The sequence below is a fragment of the Sphingomonas alpina genome (assembly GCF_014490665.1).
In the GTDB taxonomy this organism is placed as follows: Bacteria; Pseudomonadota; Alphaproteobacteria; order Sphingomonadales; family Sphingomonadaceae; genus Sphingomonas; species Sphingomonas alpina.
Genome location: NZ_CP061038.1, coordinates 2,626,597 through 2,648,079 on the forward strand (window position 1 = coordinate 2,626,597; position 21,483 = coordinate 2,648,079).

Below are 21,483 nucleotides of genomic sequence, written 5' to 3' on the forward strand. Positions count from 1 at the left end.
TGGTGTGGTCAGGCGTGCTTGGCCATCCACTCCTCAAGCACCGGCGCGATCTTGTTGCGCCATTTGCTGCCGTTGAAGATGCCGTAATGACCAGCGCCCTCGGCCATCATATATTTCTTCTTCGATGCCGGCAGCTTGGTGGCGATGGTCAGCGCAGCCTTGGTCTGCCCCAGCCCGGAAATATCGTCGCGCTCACCCTCGATCGCGAGGATCGCGATATCGGTGATCGACGCCGGATCCACCGGACGGCCGCGATGCGTCATGATGCCCCTGGGCAGGGCATGGTCCTGGAACACCACATCGATCGTCTGCAGATAGAATTCGGCGGTCATGTCGCAGACCGAGCGATATTCCTCGTAGAAATCCTTGGTCGCGTCGGCGCCTTCGTCATCGCCCTGGACGAGATGTTTGAACATCTCCCAATGCGACATCATGTGATTGCCGAGATTCATCGTCATGAAGCCGGCGAGTTGCAGGAAGCCGGGATAGACGCGGCGGCCGGCACCAGGATAGGTCGCCGGGATCGTCGCGATGACATTCTGTTCGAACCAGGCATAGGGCCGCTCGGTCGCCAGCGTGTTGACCGCGGTCGGCGCCTCGCGCGTGTCGATCGGGCCGCCCATCATGGTCAGTGTCTTGGGACGATTGGGATGCTTGTCGGCGCTCATCAGGCACGCGGCGGCGTAACAGGGCACCGAGGGCTGGCAGACTGCGAGCATATGCGGCCGCTCGCCATCACCGGAGGTGCCGATCACGTCGAGGAATTCGACGATATAATCGATATAATCATCGAGATCGAACCGTCCATCGGCGAGCGGCACCAGCTTCGCATCGCGCCAGTCGGTGACATAGACATCGGCGACTGGCAGCATACGCTCCACCGTGCCGCGCAGCAGCGTGGCGTAATGGCCCGACATCGGCGCGACGATCAGCAGCTTGGGGCCGCCGGTTACGCTCTCGCGCGCGAAGCGCTTGAGCTGACCGAACGGCTTGCGCAGCACGATTTCCTCGGCCACCGGCACGGTGCGTCCATCGATGACCGTATGATCGAGCGCGAAAGCCGGCTTGCCGCGCGGCGCGGAGGCATGCGCAAAAACCTCGAGCGCGGACCCCATGATCGGGCCGCCGCCGAAATAGGCGAAGGGGTTGACCGGATTCGACAGCATCCCGGCGCTGAAATCGGCAAATGCGCTTGCCCCCGCGAGCATCGAGCGCTGCATTTCATAGGCATTATAGAGCATGGACGCCCCTATCGGGTAAAAACGGTTATCTTAAGCATCCGGGCATAGTGGTGCAGTGCAGCACTGGCAATCAATACCCTTGGTAATACGACAAATCCCCTGCCCCTTGGACAGCTTGCCCCGTTGAGAGACGGTCCGCGTCCTGCTAGGCGCTGGCGATGGCCGACTCCGTACCCCAAATCGCTCCGACCGATACGCCGGCCAAGCCGCCTGAGAAGCGCCGCCTGGGCGATCTGGCGATGGTCTGGCACCATGCGTCGCGCTATCCGCGCCAGATCGCCATTGCCGGCCTGGCGCTGATCACGACATCGGCGGCGACGATCGCTATACCCTATGGCTTTCGGCAAGTGATCGATCGCGGTTTCGTGCCCGGCCATGCCGAGGCTGTCGCGTCCTCCTTCCACTATCTGCTGATGATCGTCGTGGTGCTCGCGATCGCCACTGCGGTGCGGTTCTACTATGTTTCATGGCTCGGCGAACGCGTCGTGGCCGACATCCGCACCTCGGTGCAAAGCCATCTTCTCACCCTGACGCCGCGTTTCTTCGAAGAGAATCGCCCGTCCGAGATCGCATCGCGTCTCACGTCGGACACGACATTGATCGAACAGGTCGTCGGCACGACCGTATCGGTGGCGTTGCGCAACAGCTTCACCGGCGTTGGCGGGCTGATTTATCTGTTCGCACTCTCGCCCAAGCTGGCGGGCATGCTGATGCTGGGCATTCCCGCGATCATCCTGCCGATCACCTTGCTCGGACGGCGCATCCGCAATCAATCGCGCACATCGCAGGATCGCGTCGCCGATGTCGGTTCGATCGCAACCGAGACGCTTGGCGCGATGAAGATCGTGCAGGCCTTCGGGCAGGAGCAGCGCGAAGCCACGCGCTTCTCCGATGCGGTGGCGGCGACCTTCGCTGCGGCGCGGCGGCGAATCGGGTTGCGCGCTGTGATGACCGCAATCGTAATCTGCATGATCTTCGGATCGATCACCCTGGTGCTGTGGGAAGGCGCGATCGATGCCGCTGCGGGCCGGATCAGCGGCGGATCGATCGCTGCGTTCGTCCTGACCGGCGCGATCGTTGCCGGGGCGTTCGGGGCACTGACCGAGGTCTATGGCGATCTGCTGCGCGGCGCGGGCGCAGCCGGGCGACTCGGTGAACTGCTCGCCGAACGGCCCGAGATCGCGGCGCCGGCCAATCCCACCCCCCTGCCCTTGCCGGCACGCGGCGCGATCGAGTTCGACCATGTCCGCTTCCATTACCCCACCCGCCGCGAAGTCTCCGCGCTGGCCGATTTTTCGCTGGCGATCGCGCCGGGCGAAACGGTCGCGGTGGTCGGCCCGTCGGGGGCGGGGAAGACGACCCTGTTCCAGCTGATCCAGCGCTTCTACGATCCCGATGCCGGCGAGATTCGCATGGACGGCGTTCCCCTGCCCCAGGCCGACCCTGCGGAGGTCCGCCGCCGCATCGCCATGGTGCCGCAGGAAACGGTGATCTTCGGCGCATCCGCACGCGACAATCTGCGCTACGGCAAATGGGAAGCGGGCGACGACGAACTATGGGCCGCGGCCGAAGCCGCCAATGCCGCCGAATTCCTGCGCAAGCTGCCCGAAGGCCTCGACACCTTCATGGGTGAAGGCGGCGCGCGCCTGTCCGGCGGGCAGCGCCAGCGCGTGGCGATCGCCCGCGCTCTGCTGCGCGACGCCCCGATCCTGTTGCTCGACGAAGCGACCAGCGCGCTTGATGCCGAAAGCGAGCGGCTGGTGCAGGACGCGCTCGAACGACTGATGGAACAGCGTACCACCTTGGTCATCGCCCACCGCCTCGCCACCGTCCGCGCGGCAAAGCGGATCATCGTGATGAGCGACGGGCAAATCGTCGAGAGCGGCACGCATAGCGGGCTGATCGGGCAGAATGGTCTCTATGCCCGGCTGGCGAGCTTGCAGTTCAGCGAAGCGGCCTAGGACGGATCCATAATCGGCGACGCACCGCTTCGGATTTCGATATCCCGATTCAAGAGCGGCACGGAGCAGGGCAGCACGAGGCCGGACAAGGTGCTGCGAAGCCCCGCCCCGCTCTTTCTCATGACTGAAAATATTGACGCGTTCTGCGCTGGCTGTTCCTGGCGATAACAGCCAGCATCGTTCGCTGTTAGCTGGCTGTTATGCTGGCTGTTATGCTGGCTGTTACCTGGCTGTTATTCGATAACAGCCAGCCATGGTATAAATCATTGACAATACACAATAAATGAGACCCGAAAATCCAACTTAACAGCCAGCAAAATTAACTTTCCGAAATAACAGCCAGGAACAGCCAGATATTCGCTCTGCCATTGGTCCCGCTGCTGGCCGGGGCAGTCGTGGAACTGGACACACGCCGGTCATCACCCTCCAAAATAACCCCCCGCCACACTTGTTCCGGCCCCCACCGTGCCGCAAGATGCGCCATCGCCATCGGCGCGACAGGCCCCGGAACCAGTCCGGGGTAATGAATCTGGAGAGAATGACATGGCCCGCGACTTCGATATCATCGTGTACGGCGCCACCGGATTCACTGGCCGCCTGGTGGTCGAATATCTCATCCAGACCAACACGCCGCGCTGGGCGATGGCCGGCCGCTCGCTGACCAAACTGCAAGAGATACGAGACGAGGTCGGCGCGCCGGCCGACACGGTCCTCATCGCCGCCAATTCCGACGACCCCGCGACACTGAAGGCGATGTGCGAGCGAGCTCAGGTCGTGCTGACCACGGTCGGTCCGTACCAGCTTTACGGCAATGAACTGGTCGCCGCCTGTGCCGAAACCGGCACCGACTATGTCGACCTGTGCGGCGAGCCGGCCTGGATGCGGCACATGATCGACGCGCATCACGAAACCGCCAAGCGCAGCGGTGCCCGGATCGTGCTCAGTTGCGGCTTCGATTCGATCCCGTTCGATCTTGGCGTGCTGACCCTGCAGGAGGCGGCCAAGGCCAAATACGGCAAGCCCGCGCCGCGGGTGAAGTGCCGGGTGCGGAAAATGCAGGGCGGCGCCTCGGGCGGCACGGTCGCGAGCCTGAAGGCGACGCTGGCCGCCGCCGCCAGGGATCCGTCGATCCTCGGCCTGCTGGTCAATCCGTTCGCGCTGACCCCGGGCTTTACCGGTCCGAGCCAGCCCAAGGGGCTGTTGCCGGAATATGACCGCACGATCGAGGCCTGGGTCGCGCCGTTCATCATGGCGCCGATCAACACCAAGAATGTCCACCGCACCAATTTCCTGCTCGGCCAGAGCTATGGCGCGGACTTCGTCTATGACGAGATGATGGTTGCCCCCGGCCTGGGCGATATGGGCAAGGCGGCGGCCGAGGCGATCGCCAGGATCAACCCGCTCGCCAGCGACAAGGGCCCGAAGCCCGGCGAAGGACCGTCGAAGGAAGAACGCGAGAACGGCTATTACGACCTGTTGTTCGTCGGCGAGATGCCCGACGGTACGCGGATCGACGCAGTAGTCACCGGCGACCGCGACCCCGGGTACGGATCGACCAGCAAGATGATCTCCGAGGCCGCGCTGTGCCTGGTCCATGATGTACCCAGCGGCAGCGAGAAAGGCGGCGGTCTGTGGACGCCGGGTGCGCTGATGGGCGATGCACTGCGCAAGCGGTTGGTGGAGCGCGCGGGGCTGACCTTTACGGCGGGGTGAATGGCCCGACGCTTATCGGCCATAAAGCCCCTCCCTTTATGGGAGGGGAGAAGTGGGCAGTAACGCTGCCTCATGCTCCGTATCAATGACCCATCATACCATCATCTCAACCGCGATAGAAAAGCATCGCGATACCCGCAATGGCAAGCGCCAGGACGATCGCAATCGGCACCATGCGCCGGCTCAGCGCATCGGCATCGGCAAGCGCGGCGGGGATGTTGAACCAGTATCGCCCCGGCGCGACCTCGCGAACGATACCCCTGGCCAGCAATCGCTCGAACGCCCTGCGGTCACGCTCCGCGGGCACATGCTCGATCGCATCCCCGGGCGTGATCGCATGGCGCGCGAGGAAAATCTCCGCCGTCCTCCCGCGTACGCGCACCCCGACGCGGCTGCCATCGCGCGCAATCATCGCTTGCGTCCCTGATGCCGGATATTCGCCGGCCGACCGCGCCGCTTGATCACTCGCGCAGGTTTAACATCGCGCTCCGGTGACGCTCCCTTGCCATCGACCATCTCGAAGCGCAGCGCACCCGATACGGGATTCGCCTCGGCAAGGCGCAGCGAGAGGCGCTGCCCGCTGGCATATTCGGTGCCGCTATGCTCGCCGACCAGTTTGCGGGCCGCCTCGTCGAAGCGGAAATATTCGCCGCCGATATCGCGCACGGGCATCAGGCCGTCGCCGCCAATCCCCTCGACGGTCGCGAAGAAACCGAAATTGGTCACGCCCGTAATACGCGTCTCGACCACCTGCCCCACGCGTTCGGCAAGGAAGGCCGCGACATAACGGTCGATCGTGTCGCGCTCCGCCTCCATCGCGCGGCGCTCGAGCGCGGAGATCCCTTCGCCGATCCGCTCCATGCCGGCGGCCTCGCCTTCGGTCAGCCCGCCCGGGCCGAGCTTGTAGGCGCTGACCAGAGCGCGGTGGACGATCAGGTCGGCATAGCGCCGGATCGGCGAGGTGAAGTGCGCATAGCTGCCCAGCGCCAACCCGAAATGGCCGTGATTGGCGGGGGCGTAATAGGCCTGGGTCTGGGTACGCAGCACCTGCTCCATCACCTGCTGGCGGAAATCGACCTCGCCGACCTTGTCGAGAATATGATTGAAGGTCGCCGGGCGCACGACCTGGCCGAGCGCGAACTCGACGCCGAAGGTCTTGAGATAGTCCTTGAGCGCGACCAGCTTCTCGCGGCTCGGCTCTTCATGCACACGGTACATGACCGGCGCCTTCTTCGCCTCGAGCGCCTTGGCCGCCGCGACATTGGCGGCGATCATGTAATCCTCGATCAGCTTGTGCGCGTCGAGCCGCTCGCGTGGCGCAACCGACATGATGCGGCCTTTCTCGTCAAGGACGACGCGGCGTTCGGGCAAGTCGAGATCGAGCGGGCTGCGCTTCTCGCGCGCTTTGTAAAGCGCGTGCCAGCATGCCCAGAGCGGCTTCAGCGCAGTTTCGGTCAGCGGATGCTCGATCTCGCCATCGATCGCCGCCTGCGCGTCCTCATAGGCGATATTGGCGGCGATCCGCACCACAGCGCGGGTGAAGCGCCAGGATTTCAGCTCGCCCGATTTGCCGATCTGCATATGGCAGACGAGCGCGCCGCGATCCGCGCCTTCCTTCAGCGAACACACGTCCGCTGACAGCACCTCCGGCAACATCGGCACGACGCGGTCGGGGAAATAGACCGAATTGCCGCGCCGCCGCGCTTCGCGATCGAGGTCGGATCCGGGGCGGACATAGAAGCTGACATCGGCGATCGCGACGATCGCCTTCCAGCCGCCCTCGTTCTTCGGGTCGTCGTCCCGGGTCGCCCAGACCGCATCGTCATGGTCGCGCGCATCCGCCGGATCGATCGCGACAATCGGAACATGGCGCAGATCCTCACGGTCATCGCCCAGCGGTGTCCTGGCGACCTTCTCGGCCCCCTCGATCGTCTCGGGCGAAAAGACCGTGGGGATGCCGAGCTTGTGGATCGCAATCAGCGAGAAGCTGCGCGGCGCGAAGGGATCGCCCAGTACTTCGGTCACGCGCGCAGTGATGCGCGGCGGCCGGCCGGCCTTCTCCGCCAGGACCAGGTCGCCGGGCTTGCCTTCGCCCGCATCCGAAACCTGGAATTCACGCCGTTCCTTCTTCTCGACGCCCTGCAGCCAGAGCTTGCTGCCTTCCTGCCGCAGCACGCCGAGGATCAGCTCCTCGCCCCTGGCCAGCGCCTTCATCGGGTGCGCGATCCAGCCATTCCCGGCCTCTTCGGTGCGCGCGAGAATGCGGTCGCCCACTCCCAGCGCACCGCGCTTGCGTTCGCGGACGCGCAGCCGCGGCGCCGGCGCCTCGGCCTGCCAATTCTCCGGCACGGCCCAGACATTGCCGCCGTCATCGGCATCGACGATGCGCAGCACGGTCACCTTGGGCACCCCGCCCATCTTGTGGAAGGCGCGGCCAGGCGCGCTGTCGATCAGCCCTTCATCGGCCATGTCCTTCAACATCGCCTTGAGCGTGATCTTCTGCTGTGCGGTCAGGCCGAACGCCTTGGCGATCTCGCGCTTGCCCGCCGGCGTGTTTGAGGTGGCGATGAAATCGAGAATCTGCTCGCGCGTCGGTAGGCCGGGAGTTGGTTTGGGCGCATTATTCTTAGGCATGGGCCCAGAGATAGAGGCTGGCGCGCGCTACGCCACCATTTCCTGCTGCCGCTTGAGCATCACACCCGCGCGCCAGTAATGGAAGATCGCCCAGGGCGTGGCGGCGACGGCAGTGATCAGCGCCCAGCGCAGCGATTCCGCCTTGCCCGCATAGGGCAGGTACAGGTCGCTCAGCACCCCGATCATGGTCGGCCCAAGCCCCAGGCCGATCATGTTGATGACCAGCAGCGTGATCGCCGCCCACATCGCCCGCATGCGCAGCGGCGCCAGGCCCTGCAACATGGCGAAGGTCGGGCCGAGATAGCTGTTGGCGAACAGCATGTTGAACACATAGGCACCGATCGCCACCGCCGGCACATCGGTCATGAAGAACAACAGGGTGAAGGGCAAAGCGGCGCATTTGAGCAACCCGACCATCCAGCTTTGCGCATGGATGCCCCAGCGTTTCGCCGCCCAGTCGGCGACGCGTCCGCCGCCAACGCCTGAGATCGTGCCGATGATCGCCGCGATCGGCGCGACGATCAGCGCGACCTGCCCGACGGTGAAGCCAAGCGAGCGTTGCAGATAGCTCGGCCCCCAGCTGGTCGTCGCATAGCCGATCAGCGAGGTCAGCGTCACCGCCAGCACAAGGTGGCGCGCCGCGCCGTTGCGCCACATATCGGCAAAGGCCGACCAGATGCTCGGCATCGCGCTGTCGTCGGCGACCCGCGCGGCATCGGACAGGCCGCGCTTGGGTTCGACCACGAACAGCCGCACCACCACCGCAAGGATGATGCCGGGAATGCCCACCGCGATAATCGCGACCCGCCAGCCATAATGGCTCGCCAGCCAGCCGCCGATCATCGTCCCGAAACCGCCGCCAAGCACCACGCCGAGCGAATAGATCGCCATCGCGCTGGCGCGTTTCTCGACCGGATAGAGATCGGCGATGATCGAATGGCTCGGCGGGCTGGACCCCGCCTCCCCTACGCCGACACCGATCCGGGCGAGCAGCAGTTGCACGTAATTCTGCGCCAGCCCGCACAAGGCCGTCATCAGGCTCCACAGCGCAAGCGATACGGCGATGATGTTGCGCCGGTTGGCCTTGTCGGCGAAGCGCGCGACCGGGATGCCGAGCCCGGCATAGAAGAGCGCAAAGGCAAAGCCCGCAAGCAGGCCGAGTTGCGTATCGCTGAGCTTCAGGTCGGCCTTGATCAGCTCGAGCAGGATCGCGAGGATCTGCCGGTCCATGTAACTGAAGAAATAGGTCAGGGTGAGCAGGGCAAGCGTGAGTGTGCGGCGACGCAGCGCCAATGTGTCGTCGAGCTCGGGGTGGCTCGCGGCGGATATAGGCATGAAAGCTCCGGTTACGCTGGAGATCGAAAACAAACCCGCCGCCCGAAGGATCGGACGGCGGGCGGGAGGTTATTCAGCCCATATCGGCACGGGCAAGCCGGTCACGATCAGAACTTGCCGCGCAGCGTCACGCCATAGGTGCGCGGTTCGGCCAGGAACTGCGACAGGAGCTGGCGACCGCCAGGATATTGCGGATCCTGGAAGTTCGCCGTGTTCGCGCCGGCCTGGAACGGCGAGTTGAACGCAACCTGGGCATAATTCTGATTGAAGATGTTCTGCCCCCAGAATTCGACCGACCAATGCTCGTTCGGGCCGCGGATGCCGACCCGCGCATTGACCAGCGCGAAACCGTCCTGCTCCTTTTGCGGGAACAGGTCGGAACCGGTGTTATAGTCGCTCGACATGCGGGTATCGACATAGAACAAAGCGGAAAGCCCGGTGCTGCCGATGTCCGGCGTCCATGCGGCCGACCCGGTCACCACTACCTCGGGTGCGTTCGACAGATTGTCGCCGGGCAGCTTGTGCAGCGCCGGGTTGAGCGGCGCGCCGGAATTATTGCCGACCAGATTGTCTCGATACTTGGTCTTGGCATAGGTCAGGCCGGCCGAGACGCGGAAGTTGCGCGCCGGCACCAGGGAGGCCTCCAGCTCCACACCCTGCGAGAGAACGCCATAGCCGACATCGCCGGATGCGCACCGGCCAGTGGTCGACGCGGAGGCATTGTAGTTCGGCGCCGTCGTGAAGGTGCTCTGATCGCGATCTCCGCCATTCAGGCTAGCGTCACAGCCATTGACGTTCTGCACGATGAACACGGTGCCGTCGAACGTGTTCAGCTGGAAGCTTTTGAACTCCTGCCGGAAACCGGCAATCGACAGGCTGAATGGCCCGGTCGAGTATTTCGCGCCGATTTCATAGGCGGTCACCTTTTCCGGTTCGAACTGAAGGTTGCCGACCAGCGCCTGCGCGCCACCGACTGCGGCGAAAGTCGTGGTCGGCAGCGGCGAGGTGGCGGTCGGTGCCACGATCGGCGCCTTCAGTGCGGAGCGATCGAAGTTGAAGCCACCGGCCTTGTAGCCGCGCGAATAGCTCGCATAGAGGAGCAGGTCGTCGATCGGCTTCCATGACAGGATCGCGGTGCCGGTGAACTCGTCCTCGTGCCGCTTGTCGCTGATGCTGACGCCGTTCAGTTCCGCGGTCGCATTGCCCTGGCAGCCCAGACCGATCAGCCCCGCTGCAAGCGCCCGCCTCGTAGCGTCAGGCTGGCCGGCATTGGGCCGGCCGGGCGGAATGACAGCGACGAGATCGTCGGTCAGCGTCGACTGCAGCGCCACACAGCCGGTATTATCGTTCCCGAAGGTCGCCGAAAAGCGCTTGCGCTCATCGGTATAGCGGAGGCCCAGAGTCAGATCGACCTTGTCGGTGACGTGGATGATGTTGTGCGTGAACACCGCGAAGCTGCGGCTGTTCTGGTTGTAGCGGTCGACGGTTGATCCGCGGTCGTTGATGCCATCGAGAGTCATGAAGCCCGCAGCCACATCGGCGCCTCCGACCGCGGCGAGCGTCGCCGGACCGACGCCGGGCGCTACGCAGCCCGGGCTGGTCGGCGAATACAGTCCGGCAAGGCCTCCGCCCGAGATGATACGGCACGTCGCGAAGCGGCCATATTGGCTGCCAAAGCGCAGGTTGCTCTTGCCGCGGAACTTCTCATCCGCAAAAAAGCCACCGACCAGCCAGTCGAGCTTGTCGTTGAACGCGCTGCCCTGCAGGCGAATTTCCTGAGTGAACGTCTTGAATTCGCGTCGATTATTGCCATCGTTGGCGTTGTAGAGAATATCGACCGAGCTATAGTCGGTGTCCGTTCCCTGCTCATTGTAATAATCGCGATAGGCCGTGATCGAGGTCAGGTTGATGCCGCCGAGATCCCAGTCGAGCTGACCGGAAACGCCCCAGTCTTGCGTCGTGCCGTCATAAGTACGGCCGCGCGACACCGAGATATTCCGTGAGTAACCCTGATTGAGCCCGCCGAGATTCTGCCCGAGATCGCGCAGCACATTGACGATGTTGTTGCCATTCGGAAGACCGGTGGTCAGCGGAGTCGCCGGGTTGTTCAGATTGCCGATAAAGGGATTAACGCTGCGATCGACATAGGTGGCGCCGCAACAAGCCTCCTTGCGGCGGCTGAAGTCGCCGATCAGCCGGAAGCTGAAGTCCGAAGACGGCTCGAACAGCAACTGGCCGCGCACGAAATAGCGGTTGCGATCGTTGACGCGGGTATCGTTGGTCGCGTCCTTGTAGAAACCGTCGCGCTTGACGTACACGCCGTCGATCCGCGCCGCGATCTTTTCGGAGATCGGCCCGGTCACGCTGCCGGCGAGGCGCAGGAAATCATAATTGCCATAGGTCGCTTCGGCATTCCCGCCGAAGGTAAAGGACGGCTTCTTGCTGACGATGCTGATCAGGCCCGCGGACGAATTGCGGCCACCGAGGGTACCCTGCGGCCCGCGCAGCACTTCGATGCGCTCGATTTCGCCGAGTTCGTTGAGTCCGATGCCCGAGCGTGAACGGTACACGCCATCGATGAACACCACGACCGAGCTTTCAAGGCCGGGATTGTCACCGACCGTGCCGATGCCGCGGATACGGGGCGAGCCATTGGCTTCAGACCCGGTCGAGGAGACGAGCAGCGATGGTGCAAGCTGGTTCAACTGGCGAATGTCGTTGGCGCCGGAATTCTGCAGCGATTCCGATGTGACGGCAGAAATCGCGACCGGCACATCGGCCAGCGCCTGAGCGCGGCCTTGCGCGGTCACGACGATGTCGGTGCTGGTGTCTTCGACCTGATCCTGCGCAGCGCCGGCGGGCGCATCCTGCGCCAATGCCGGCGTCGCCAGTCCCAGAGCCAGGACCGCAAGGGCGCACGCCGACATATATTGCTTCTTGAGCATCTCTATCTCCCGTTAGGCCGAAACGCTGATCGGTTCCGTACCCCACACTCGAATAGATAGAGAGACTTCCGTTACGTCAAGCACAACCCGCACCAACTTGCCCTCTTGTTGAGGCCTGTTGCCAAAAAGTCATACCGGCAAAAACATCCGGGTCGGCCAGAACGTGTATTCGAATCTTTCAAAGTCCGTACCGGATCGGGACGGCATCGCCGCCGTCCCGCCGGGTTTTCAATAGCCGTTGAGCTGTGCGAAACGCTCGCGGTGATAGGCGGCGTTGCCCCACATCGTCTCCAGCACATAAGCGCGCTTGAGATAGAAGCCGGCATCATGTTCGTCGGTCATGCCAATACCGCCATGGAGCTGAACCATCTCGCGGCTGACGAGGTGGAGCGTGTCGCCCATGATCGCCTTGGCCAGGCTGACCGCCTGATCGACGTCGGAACGGCCGGCATCGATTGCCTCAAGCGCGCCCTCGACCGCCGAGCGCGCCAGTTCGAGCTCGGTAAACATCTTGGCCATGCGATGCTGCAGCGCCTGGAAGGTCGAAAGCGGCTGACCGAACTGGACACGGACCTTGAGATAGTCGTTGGTCACCGCGAACGCCTGTTCCGCCATGCCGAGCATCTCGGCACAGAGTGCCGCGGTCGCGCGATCGACGACCTTGGCGGTCAGCTCGGTACCGCCAAGCTTCTCGGCCTTGGCGCCGTCGAAGCTGACCTGCGCATGGCTGCGCGAATCCGCCATGTGACGCGGGGAGCGCTCCACGCCGGCGTCGCCCGAGACGAGGTACAGGCCATCGGCTGCGGAAACGACGAAGAGCTGCGCGCTATCACCTTCCGCGACAAACTGCTTGGTTCCGGTCAGCGTGCCGCCTGAAACACTGGTGGCGAGCTTCGCCGGATCATGTACCGGGCCCTCATCGATCGCGAGCGTCGCAACCACTTCACCGGCAGCAATCTTCGGCAGCCATTCGCTCTTGGCCGCGTCATTGTCGCCGAGTGCGATCGCAGTCGATGCAGCGGCGGTTGCAGCAAGCGGCGACGCGGTCAGGTTGCGACCAAGTTGTTCGAGCACCAGGCCGAGCGAGAGATAGCCGAATGCCGACCCGCCATGCTCTTCGGGGATGACCACCCCGGCCCAGCCCATCTGGCCGATCGCTGCCCAGCTATCGGCATCGAACCCTTCCGCCGGCGCTGCGTCGCGCATCCTGCGGAAAGCGGTGACGGGCGCTTCGTTGTCCGCCCATTCGCGCGCCATATCGCGCAGCATCGTCTGTTCGTCGTTGAGTACGGCCATTGTCTTAACTCCATCTCCCTGCGGGAAGAGAGGCAGTGTGTCCCACCGCCCTCTCCGCACTTGCCCTCTCCCGGCATCGCTTCGCTTGCTTGCCTGCCTCTCCCCGGCGGGGAGAGGGCCGGCAATTATTGATGGTCCAGCATGCCGAGGATGCGCTTGGCGATGACATTGTTCTGGATTTCGCTCGATCCCCCATAGATCGACACCGCCTTGCCCCACAGCCAGGTGCGGGTCTGGGTCAGTTCGTCCTCGGTGAAGCCCTCGCCTTCCCAGCCCAGGCCGTTCATGCCCATGATCTCGATTCCCAACTCGGCACGATCCTGAGTGATGCGTGCGCCGACATTCTTCATGATCGACGTCGCCGCCGACGGCCCCTGGTTCGATTTCGACTCCAGTGCGGCGCGGCGCAGCGTCAGCGAGAAGGCGCGCAGGTCCATCTCGTGCCGCACGATACGCATGCGCAGGTCGCTGTCGGTAATCCGCCCCTGTTCGTCGGTGCCGCGATATTCCTTGGCCAGCGCGCTGACCGGCTTGCCGGCGAACATGCGCCCCGCCGCCGATCCGCCGCCCGACAGATTCTGCCGCTCATGCTGGAGCAGGCGCTTGCCGATCGTCCAGCCCTCGCCCTCGCGCCCGACCAGATTATCCTTGGGCACCTTCACATCGCTGAAAAAGGTTTCGCAAAAGGGCGACGAACCGGAGATCAGCCGGATCGGCTTCACCTCGACGCCCGGGCTGGTCATGTCGATCAGCAGGAAGCTGATGCCTTCATGCTTTTTCGATTTATCGGTGCGCACCAGCGCGAAGCATTTATCGGCCCATTGTCCGCCCGAGGTCCAGGTCTTCTGGCCGTTGACGACGTAATGATCGCCCTTGTCCTCGGCGAACATCTGCAGCGATGCGAGATCCGATCCCGCGCCCGGCTCCGAATAGCCTTGGCACCAGCGTACTTCACCCTTGGCGATCGCGCGAATATGCTCGTTCTTCTGCGCTTCATTGCCATATTCGAGCAACGTCGGGCCGAACATCATCACACCCATGCCGCCGATCGGGTTCCACGCGCCGATCCGGCCCATCTCCTCCTGCAGCACGCGCGCCTGCGCCCGGTCGAGACCGCCGCCGCCATATTGCGCCGGCCAGGTCGGGACGCCCCAGCCTTTGTCGCCCATCGCCTTTTTCCACGCCGCTTCGTCGGCCGACAACTCGGTCGGCCCGTCGATTGCCGACAGCGGGTTGTCCTTGCCCTTCAGCGCAGGCGGGAAGTTCGCGGCGAGCCACTCGCGCGCTTCGGCGCGAAAGGCATCGAGCGGCTTGACGGAAACGTCGAGTTCGGCGGCAGTCGCCATAAATCCTCTCCTTTGGGACCGAATCTGAATATCGGGTATGGTCAGCGGTGTGACACAGTTCGCCAGCGAGTGAAAGAGAGGTTCGCGAGTGGCGGAGAGGCTGAGAGTGCGAACCTGCGCGGCCCAGGGCGATCGAGAGTCCCTTTTCCTTGAGTTGCCTTTGGACATGCAGCTCTGCCGCGAGGTTGGCAAAAGTCGATCGTGCGCATAGAATGAAATCATGTCCAAGACACCCGCGACACTTTCGATGGCCGAGATCGCGGCGCTTGCCAAAACAGCGGCGGCGGCAGCCGATCTACAGGCAAAGCGGGCCGGGATAACGCCCGCCGCCCGGCTGGTACCCACGAGCAGGCCGAAGACGCTCAAGAGCCGCAGCACCAAGACCGGAAATGCCGGATAGGCCGGTTCTGACGATGATCGCCGGCCCGAACGGGTCGGGCAAAACCACGTTGACCCGGCATCTTATGGAGGCCGGGATTGCGATGGGGACCTATATCAATCCCGACGATATCGCACTTGGATTGAACGGCACGGTTGCCGAGGTCTCGGGACAGGCACAGCGCATTGCCGACGAGCGACGCCAGGCCTGCCTCGCCGACGGGCAAAGCTTTTCGTTCGAAACAGTGATGTCGCATGAATCGAAGATCGACATTCTGCGCCACGCAAAGGAACTCGATTACATTGTCATACTCTTCTTCGTTGCGCTCGAATCCCCCGATCTGAACGTCGCGCGCGTTGCCCAGCGTGTCGCCCTGGGCGGGCATGACGTGCCGGAAGACCGGATACGAAAACGCTATATCCGGTGCCTCTCCTTGCTACCGTATGCGTTGCGGTTGTGCGATCGCGCCGTCCTGTTCGACAACTCCTATCGCAATGCCGCCGGATTGCCGGTCCAGCTGCGCCCGGTCTGCGAGGTCGTACGACAGGACGGACTGATGCGGGCGAAGGATGCAAACGGGAGGCCGTTCAGAACGGATACACCCGGTACACCGAACTGGATCAAGCCGATCTTCGACAAGCATCTCGCCCGCGACCTCTCGCGAGGCCGCCTGGTGTATCGCCGCGCAACGGGGTCGGGAGCGGCGGGCGGACGGCAAAAGGGATCTTATCAACGTTTCAGGCAGTCACGCATCGCCATCCGGGTGATCGACCATTCGAAATCCCAAGATCCAAGCGAAGACTAGGCGGAGGGGATCGGCCGTTCCGTCGACTTGTCTGACCTCTTTTTCGATGGCGAGACATCCTTTCTCCACCTTTGTGACTATCGCGCTCACCCGCTAAAAGCGCCGCAGGGGAGCCACTCATGCGATTCGAACACCGTGCCGTACCGATCGTCCTTGCCGCCGTGCTGGTCGATACCATCGGCTTCGGCATCGTCATGCCGGTCTTTCCCGAACTGATCACGCATCTCGGGGCCGTCGACCTGGAGCAGGCGACGCGCATCGCCGGTTATATGCTGGTCGTCTTCGCCTTCACGCAATTCTTCGCCGGACCGGTGCTTGGCAATCTCAGTGACCGGTTTGGGCGGCGGGTCGTGCTGATCGCGTCGATGCTCGCCTTCTCCGCCGATTATGCACTGATGGCGGTCGCACCGACGCTCGCCTGGCTGTTCCTCGGTCGGGCGATCGCGGGGATCGCGGGCGCAGTGTACGGCCCGGCCAGCTCGGTGCTGGCCGATGTCACCCCACCGGAAAAGCGCGCCGGCGTGTTCGGGTTCATCGGTGCGGCCTTTGGCGTCGGCTTCATCATCGGGCCGGCGATCGGCGGGCTGCTCGCCGATTTCGGGCCGCGCGCGCCATTCGTCGCCGCGGCGGTGCTGGCGCTGCTCAACGCCCTCGCGATGATCGTCGCCATGCCCGAGACGCTGGCGCCGGAAAACCGCCGCCCCTTTCACCTGCGCGACGCGCATATCGTCGGCGCATTCCGCCCGCTGTTCGCCGCCGGCAATGCCGCCCCGCTGCTGCTCGCCTGGTTCTTCTGGCAGCTGGCGCACATGGTCTATCCCGCGACCTGGGCGTTCTGGGCGGCGATCCGCTTCGGCTGGAGTCCGGCCGAGATCGGCTGGAGCCTCGCCTTTGTCGGGTTGATCAGCGTGATCTTCCAGGCCGGGCTGTCGGGCCGCATCATCGCGCGCATCGGCGAACGTCGCGCACTCGTGATCGGGCTGGGCAGCGGCGGGCTGACCTTTCTGATCTTCGCCTTCATCACCGCCAGCTGGCAGGCCTATGCCCTGTTCCTGCTCAGCGCCTGTTCGGGACTGGTCTTCCCGGCGATGAACGGGCTGCTCTCGCGCATGGTCGATGCAACGCGCCAGGGTTCGCTGCAGGGCGGGATCGGCAGCATGGGCAGCGTGTCGCAGATCCTCGGGCCGCTGCTACTCACCCAGGCGCTTGCGACGGGGGTCGATCACGGCTTTCCCGGCGCGGCGTTCCTGGTCGCCGGCGTGCTGGCGTTGACCGCGCTCGGCACGATCGTGTGGAAAGTGCTCGACCGCGTGCCGCCGCCGGAGCCGGCCACAGCGGACGTCTGAGCTTCATTTCCTCCGAACACCGAGATTGCACTCTGCCCCACTCCCTCCCGTTCGCCCTGAGCTTGTCGAAGGGCCGCTCTTCTCTTTCCAACGCAGGTGAAGGAAGGCGGTGCTTCGACAAGCTCAGCACGAACGGATTTAGGGCGATTCCAGTGAGTCCGATCTCGCTCTGGCTACTCACAATTCTCGACGTCGCTCGAAACGAATGGAGGGTAGAACTCACGCCCCCGCCGGATTCTCCGCACCGACCGGATAGGTGCCGTGCCCGCTCTTCACCCTGTCGCCATCGAAGATCAGCACTTCGCTGACCGACACGCCCTTCTGGTTGCGATACTGGATCACGACCGTGTCGACGCCGGCAAAGACCTGTTCGACCGTGAAATGCAGGTCGGGAATCCGCCGCAATCCTTCCGACCAATAGGCGCGCAGCGCATCCTCGCCATGAACCTGCCCGCGCGTTTCGGGGAGGATCGCAGCGGCAACCGGTGAGGTGAACAGGACGTCATCGTGAAAATGGTCCAAAACGCGCTCGAGGTCATGCGCATTCCAGGCATCGCACCATTCTGCCGCAAAGCTCGACGGGTCCGTCACCACTTCTGTCTCCCACCGGTATGAAGCCGGGCGTTACTCAGTATAGGCCTTGACCAGCCGGTACAGGAACGCCCGCCCGTCCAGCAGCGACTTGACCCGGATCCGCTCGTTCAGGCCGTGCACGCCCTGACCATCGGGATCGGCGAACATCCCCGATACGCCATAGGTCGGAATCCCGGCAGCGTTGGTGAAACGCCCGTCGGTCGCACCGGTCGCGAGGCGCGGGATCACCGGCACGCCCGGCCACATATCCTTCGAAATCGCCTCGATCGGTCCCATGATCTGCGGAGTCAGTGGTGGCGCAGGCGATCCGGCCTGAGGCGGATCGGAAAAGCTGACTTTCACCTTGTCACCGCCAAGCTCGGCAAGTTTGGCAAGGATCTTGTCCGCGCCTTCGCCCGGGATGATGCGGCAATTGACGTTCGCGGTCACCGATTGCGGCTGAGCATTGGTCGCATGGCCGCCCGAGATCATCGTCGGAATGCAGGTGGTGCGCAGCGTCGCGTTCCAGCTCGGATTCGCCGCCGAGATTGCGGCATAATCCGCCTCGTTCGCGTTGCCCGCGCCGACCGCCGCCATTGCCTTGGTCTGGGCAGGATAGAGCGACGCCGACGCGCCGAAAAACGCCTTGGCCGCAGGGGTCAGATTGACCGGGAAATCATAGGCGTTCACCCGGGCGAGCGCCTCCGCCATCCAGCCGATCGCGTTGAAATGCGGCGCCTGGCGCGAGCTGTGCCCGCCCGGCGCGGTCGCGGCGAAAATATAGTCCTGATAGACTTTCTCACCCGCCTGAACGCCATTGCTGACCGGCTTTCCCGCCTCGTCCAGCGACCCGCCGCCGCCTTCGTTCAGCGCCCATCCGGCGGCCAGAGCCTCAGGCTGGTTCTTGAGCAGATACTCGACGCCGTTCAGCGCCTTTTCGGTCTCCTCGCCACAGGTCAGCGCGAGCTTGATCGTGCGTTTGGGCTTATAGCCTTCCTGACGAAAGCGGACCAATGCATCGGTAAAGGCAGCCGCCATCGCCTTGTCGTCCGACGTACCCCGCCCGTAGAAATAGCCATTCTCCTCGACCAGGGCGAATGGGTCGCGGGTCCAGTCGGCGCGCTTCGCGGCGACCACGTCGATATGGGCGAGCAGCAGCAGCGCCGGCAGCTTCGCATTGCTGCCGCGCAGGATGGCGGAAAGATTGCCCTCCTTGGGATGCGCCGGGTCGACGATCACGGTCACATCCCCGGCTGGATAGCCCGCTGCCTTGAGCCGCGCGCCCATGCGCTCGGCCGCCAGTGTACAGCTGCCGTCGGGCCAGCTCGAATCCGTCTCCACCAGTTCCTTGTACAGCGCGCGGAAAGCGGGCTCGCCAGCGCGGGGATCGGACGGGGCGGCCTGAGCCGGCATCGCGCTGGTGGTGAGCAATGCGGCGAGCACGATCGACGCGGAATGGCTGCGAGCCTTCATTCGGGGAGGTCCTTTCAGGCTGATATGCGCTGCGGCGGGCGAGTCTGTCAGCGCTGTCGCAGTTTGGCGAAGGGACTTGCCGCCGACAAGCCGGATTGCCGGACATGCCGGCAATTATTTCGAGCCCTGCGCTATGGCCGTTGCATAGTTATAAAAGATAACTAAAGAGGATGGCGCTGCCCGCAACGTGCAGTGGGAGAAGATCATGATCATCATCGCTGGCTATACCCGCACTGCCGCCGACGCGCGGGACCATGCCGTTGCCGCGTTCGCGCCGATGGTGGCGCGTGCGCGAGCTTATAAAGGCTGTCTGGATATCGCGATCAGCGCGGATGCGCTCGACGCGGAACGGATCAACGTCTTCGAACGCTGGGAGGATCAGGCGTCTCTCGACGCCTGGCGCAAGATCGCCAAAGCGCCGCGCATCAGCCGACGCGAAACGCATGTCAGCCTGTTCCGCACGGAAAAAGCGGAAAGCCCGTTCTAATTGAGTTTGTGACCTGGCCCATGCCGGAAGGGAGCGGTGTGCCTGCTCAGCCAGTAAGAGGCACCAAAAGCCGACCGGAAAAATCGGGCGGCGTCGATTCAATCCTGGTGCGGATCATGACAGCGTGGCGGTGGACGGGATACCAGCCGGCGCCCCATCCCGCTCTTTGACATGACTGGAAAAAACCGGGCGCTGCCGCGACCGCTGTTCGGGCAATAACAGGGGTGGCTCACCGCTGTTATTGCGCTGCTCCACCCCTGTTATCGGGAACAGCGGAAATTGGCCGCAACCCTTTGAAGGAATACGGAAAATCCGCACGCCAAATCCAACATAACAGGGGTGCGTTTTTTTATTCCGGCGAACAGCGGAAAACCGCCGCAATGCGAGTCGAAATGTCGTACGCAACTCGCTCGCCGCAGCCGGTCGATCGCCCCTAAATCTCCTTTCCCGGCCGGCGCGACAGGCCCACATCGAGATGCGCGCCCGCATCGAGCAGCATCGTCTCGCCGGTGATCACCCGGCTCGCGGGATCGAGCAGCATGACGATCGGCCCGGCGATATCGTCGGGGCCCGGTGCGATCGCCATCGGCGTCTTCGACGCGATCTGCGCATTGAGCGCCGCGAAGCCCGCCTCGCCCAGGCGCTTCTCGAACCAGCCGGTGCCGACATAGCCCGGCGCGACCGCATTGACGCGGATCGCCGGGGCGAGCGAGCGGGCGAGACTTTTGGTCATCGTCGTCAGCGCACCTTTCGATGCGGCATAGGCGACCGATGATCCATTGCCGAACACTCCCGCGACCGAAGCGACATTGACCACCGCGCTGTGCGGCCCCTGCTTCATCGCGGCGGCGCAGGCACGGATCATCTGGAACGGCGCAATCGTGTTGAGCCGGTAGATGTCGATGAAATCCTCCGCCGACAGCGCGTCGAGATCCTCATGGTTGGCGAATTTGGTCCGCCCCGAATTGTTGACCAGGAAATCGATCCGCCCGAACGCCGACAGCGCAGAGGCGGCGAGCGCGCGGCACGCGGCATCCTCGACGATATCGCCCTGCACCGCGATCGCGCCCTCGCCCACCTCGTCCGCCAGCGCCTCGGCATCGTCGCGGCTCGAGGCATAGTTGATCACGCAGTGCACGCCGCGTTCGGCAAGCCGCCGCACGACCGCCGCGCCGATCCCCGTCCCGCCGCCAGTGACGATCGCGACCGATCCCTTCATGGCGCTGCTCATGCCCCCCACTCACGCCTGCGCACTCGGGCGCGCGGACGCGTTGTCATGCCAGTCGCGGAGCGTCTCCAGCTCGACCGGCATCGATATCCCGACAAAGCGGGCAAAATCGATCGTCGTCAGCAACACGATATCGGCCATCGAATATCCTTTCCCATCCAGCCATTCGCGTCCCTGGAGGGCGCGATCGAATTCCGCCATCGCCGTCAGAACGCGTGGCCGCTGGCTCTCTCCGAACTCGGTATATTGCGGCTTCACCACGCGCGCGGTGAACGGATGGGTATGGGCCCACACCATGCCGAGCGGGACCATCAGCCGCATCTCGATCCGCCTCGTCCACATATCGACATCGGCCACGCCCTTCGGACCGACCCCGAACATCGGCGGATCGGGATGCATCGCCTCGAAGAAGCGGCAGATCGACACGCTTTCGGTGATCACGCTGCCGTCATCGAGCTGCAGCGCCGGAATCTGGCCGAGCGGATTGACGGCGCGGAATGCTTCGCTTTTATGCTCGCCCTTGATGATCGACAATATCTCCGTGGGAACGCTCAACCCCTTCTCGGCGAGGTAGATGCGTACGCGGCGCGGATTGGGCGCCGGATTGACGGCGTCGTAGAAGAGCATTGTCCCTCACCCCTGAATCGTGTCGGCGGATTCGTTTTTCGAACGGTGCGTATGGCATTTTCATCGCCCTTGGCCTAGCGGATCGAACATTGGG

The 21,483-nt window shown here is 63.9% G+C and carries 17 protein-coding genes; 6 read left to right on the plus strand and 11 right to left on the minus strand.

Going from position 1 to position 21,483, the window contains the following annotated elements; translation table 11 throughout:
* Window positions 1–8: 8 nt before the first annotated feature.
* Window positions 9–1,241 (minus strand): polyhydroxyalkanoate depolymerase, encoded by a 1,233-nt coding sequence (locus H3Z74_RS12155; protein ID WP_187759935.1) that lies wholly within the window; start codon window positions 1,239–1,241, stop codon window positions 9–11.
* Between the two features lie 158 nt (window positions 1,242–1,399).
* Between H3Z74_RS12155 and H3Z74_RS12160 the strand changes: the two genes are divergently transcribed.
* Both H3Z74_RS12160 and H3Z74_RS12165 read left to right on the plus strand, forming a co-directional pair.
* The gene (locus H3Z74_RS12160) at window positions 1,400–3,202 is read left to right on the plus strand and encodes an ABC transporter transmembrane domain-containing protein (RefSeq protein WP_187759936.1); all 1,803 of its coding nucleotides are present in this window, start codon (window positions 1,400–1,402) and stop codon (window positions 3,200–3,202) included.
* A gap of 543 nt (window positions 3,203–3,745) precedes the next feature.
* A complete protein-coding gene (locus H3Z74_RS12165; RefSeq protein ID WP_187759937.1) occupies window positions 3,746–4,915 on the plus strand; it encodes a saccharopine dehydrogenase family protein in 1,170 nt (389 codons plus the stop codon).
* 106 nt (window positions 4,916–5,021) lie between these two features.
* Here the strand turns inward: H3Z74_RS12165 and H3Z74_RS12170 are convergent, their stop codons facing one another.
* The 6 genes from H3Z74_RS12170 to H3Z74_RS12195 form a co-directional block, all read right to left on the minus strand.
* Window positions 5,022–5,327 (minus strand): hypothetical protein, encoded by a 306-nt coding sequence (locus H3Z74_RS12170; protein WP_187759938.1) that lies wholly within the window; start codon window positions 5,325–5,327, stop codon window positions 5,022–5,024.
* Window positions 5,324–7,549 (minus strand): ribonuclease R, encoded by a 2,226-nt coding sequence (rnr, locus tag H3Z74_RS12175; RefSeq protein ID WP_187759939.1) that lies wholly within the window; start codon window positions 7,547–7,549, stop codon window positions 5,324–5,326. The genes H3Z74_RS12170 and rnr overlap by 4 nt, the downstream gene beginning before the upstream one ends.
* A 27-nt stretch (window positions 7,550–7,576) precedes the next feature.
* Window positions 7,577–8,884, minus strand: coding sequence for a spinster family MFS transporter (locus tag H3Z74_RS12180; protein WP_187759940.1), 1,308 nt, complete (start codon window positions 8,882–8,884; stop codon window positions 7,577–7,579).
* 107 nt (window positions 8,885–8,991) lie between these two features.
* On the minus strand, window positions 8,992–11,829 hold the full coding sequence (locus H3Z74_RS12185) for a TonB-dependent receptor (protein ID WP_187759941.1): 2,838 nt from the start codon (window positions 11,827–11,829) through the stop codon (window positions 8,992–8,994).
* 228 nt (window positions 11,830–12,057) lie between these two features.
* Window positions 12,058–13,125 (minus strand): acyl-CoA dehydrogenase family protein, encoded by a 1,068-nt coding sequence (locus H3Z74_RS12190; RefSeq protein ID WP_187759942.1) that lies wholly within the window; start codon window positions 13,123–13,125, stop codon window positions 12,058–12,060.
* A gap of 125 nt (window positions 13,126–13,250) precedes the next feature.
* Window positions 13,251–14,471, minus strand: coding sequence for an acyl-CoA dehydrogenase family protein (locus H3Z74_RS12195; RefSeq protein ID WP_187759943.1), 1,221 nt, complete (start codon window positions 14,469–14,471; stop codon window positions 13,251–13,253).
* A 220-nt stretch (window positions 14,472–14,691) separates the two neighbouring features.
* Here H3Z74_RS12195 and H3Z74_RS12200 point away from each other — a divergent pair, with 220 nt between their 5' ends.
* The 3 genes from H3Z74_RS12200 (at window position 14,692) to H3Z74_RS12210 (ending at window position 17,001) form a co-directional block, all read left to right on the plus strand.
* A complete protein-coding gene (locus H3Z74_RS12200; RefSeq protein ID WP_187759944.1) occupies window positions 14,692–14,871 on the plus strand; it encodes a hypothetical protein in 180 nt (59 codons plus the stop codon).
* Window positions 14,872–14,920: 49 nt separating this feature from the next.
* On the plus strand, window positions 14,921–15,655 hold the full coding sequence (locus tag H3Z74_RS12205; protein ID WP_187759945.1) for a hypothetical protein: 735 nt from the start codon (window positions 14,921–14,923) through the stop codon (window positions 15,653–15,655).
* Window positions 15,656–15,774: 119 nt separating this feature from the next.
* The gene (locus H3Z74_RS12210; protein WP_187759946.1) at window positions 15,775–17,001 is read left to right on the plus strand and encodes an MFS transporter; all 1,227 of its coding nucleotides are present in this window, start codon (window positions 15,775–15,777) and stop codon (window positions 16,999–17,001) included.
* Between the two features lie 219 nt (window positions 17,002–17,220).
* On the opposite strand, the gene H3Z74_RS12215 is transcribed toward H3Z74_RS12210, so the two are convergent.
* Together H3Z74_RS12215 and H3Z74_RS12220 are read right to left on the minus strand one after the other, a co-directional pair.
* A complete protein-coding gene (locus tag H3Z74_RS12215) occupies window positions 17,221–17,595 on the minus strand; it encodes a nuclear transport factor 2 family protein (protein ID WP_187759947.1) in 375 nt (124 codons plus the stop codon).
* A 30-nt stretch (window positions 17,596–17,625) separates the two neighbouring features.
* On the minus strand, window positions 17,626–19,047 hold the full coding sequence (locus H3Z74_RS12220; RefSeq protein WP_187759948.1) for a M20/M25/M40 family metallo-hydrolase: 1,422 nt from the start codon (window positions 19,045–19,047) through the stop codon (window positions 17,626–17,628).
* A 205-nt stretch (window positions 19,048–19,252) separates the two neighbouring features.
* Here H3Z74_RS12220 and H3Z74_RS12225 point away from each other — a divergent pair, with 205 nt between their 5' ends.
* Window positions 19,253–19,534, plus strand: a complete 282-nt coding sequence (locus H3Z74_RS12225; protein ID WP_187759949.1) for a putative quinol monooxygenase — start codon at window positions 19,253–19,255, stop codon at window positions 19,532–19,534.
* A gap of 433 nt (window positions 19,535–19,967) precedes the next feature.
* On the opposite strand, the gene H3Z74_RS12230 is transcribed toward H3Z74_RS12225, so the two are convergent.
* Window positions 19,968–20,765 carry an SDR family NAD(P)-dependent oxidoreductase gene (locus H3Z74_RS12230; protein WP_229726538.1) on the minus strand — a complete coding sequence of 266 codons (798 nt, stop codon included), beginning with the start codon at window positions 20,763–20,765 and terminating at the stop codon, window positions 19,968–19,970.
* Window positions 20,766–20,774: 9 nt separating this feature from the next.
* Window positions 20,775–21,389 carry a glutathione S-transferase family protein gene (locus H3Z74_RS12235; protein WP_187759950.1) on the minus strand — a complete coding sequence of 205 codons (615 nt, stop codon included), beginning with the start codon at window positions 21,387–21,389 and terminating at the stop codon, window positions 20,775–20,777.
* Between the last annotated feature and the right edge of the window lie 94 nt (window positions 21,390–21,483).

Coding starts and splice junctions, on each gene's coding strand:
- H3Z74_RS12155 (WP_187759935.1), bottom strand. CDS start 1,241: ATGCTCTATAATGCCTATGAAATGCAGCGCTCGATGCTCGCGGGGGCA.
- H3Z74_RS12160 (WP_187759936.1), top strand. CDS start 1,400: ATGGCCGACTCCGTACCCCAAATCGCTCCGACCGATACGCCGGCCAAG.
- H3Z74_RS12165 (WP_187759937.1), top strand. CDS start 3,746: ATGGCCCGCGACTTCGATATCATCGTGTACGGCGCCACCGGATTCACT.
- H3Z74_RS12170 (WP_187759938.1), bottom strand. CDS start 5,327: ATGATTGCGCGCGATGGCAGCCGCGTCGGGGTGCGCGTACGCGGGAGG.
- rnr (WP_187759939.1), bottom strand. CDS start 7,549: ATGCCTAAGAATAATGCGCCCAAACCAACTCCCGGCCTACCGACGCGC.
- H3Z74_RS12180 (WP_187759940.1), bottom strand. CDS start 8,884: ATGCCTATATCCGCCGCGAGCCACCCCGAGCTCGACGACACATTGGCG.
- H3Z74_RS12185 (WP_187759941.1), bottom strand. CDS start 11,829: ATGCTCAAGAAGCAATATATGTCGGCGTGCGCCCTTGCGGTCCTGGCT.
- H3Z74_RS12190 (WP_187759942.1), bottom strand. CDS start 13,125: ATGGCCGTACTCAACGACGAACAGACGATGCTGCGCGATATGGCGCGC.
- H3Z74_RS12195 (WP_187759943.1), bottom strand. CDS start 14,471: ATGGCGACTGCCGCCGAACTCGACGTTTCCGTCAAGCCGCTCGATGCC.
- H3Z74_RS12200 (WP_187759944.1), top strand. CDS start 14,692: ATGTCCAAGACACCCGCGACACTTTCGATGGCCGAGATCGCGGCGCTT.
- H3Z74_RS12210 (WP_187759946.1), top strand. CDS start 15,775: ATGCGATTCGAACACCGTGCCGTACCGATCGTCCTTGCCGCCGTGCTG.
- H3Z74_RS12220 (WP_187759948.1), bottom strand. CDS start 19,047: ATGAAGGCTCGCAGCCATTCCGCGTCGATCGTGCTCGCCGCATTGCTC.
- H3Z74_RS12225 (WP_187759949.1), top strand. CDS start 19,253: ATGATCATCATCGCTGGCTATACCCGCACTGCCGCCGACGCGCGGGAC.
- H3Z74_RS12230 (WP_229726538.1), bottom strand. CDS start 20,765: ATGAGCAGCGCCATGAAGGGATCGGTCGCGATCGTCACTGGCGGCGGG.
- H3Z74_RS12235 (WP_187759950.1), bottom strand. CDS start 21,389: ATGCTCTTCTACGACGCCGTCAATCCGGCGCCCAATCCGCGCCGCGTA.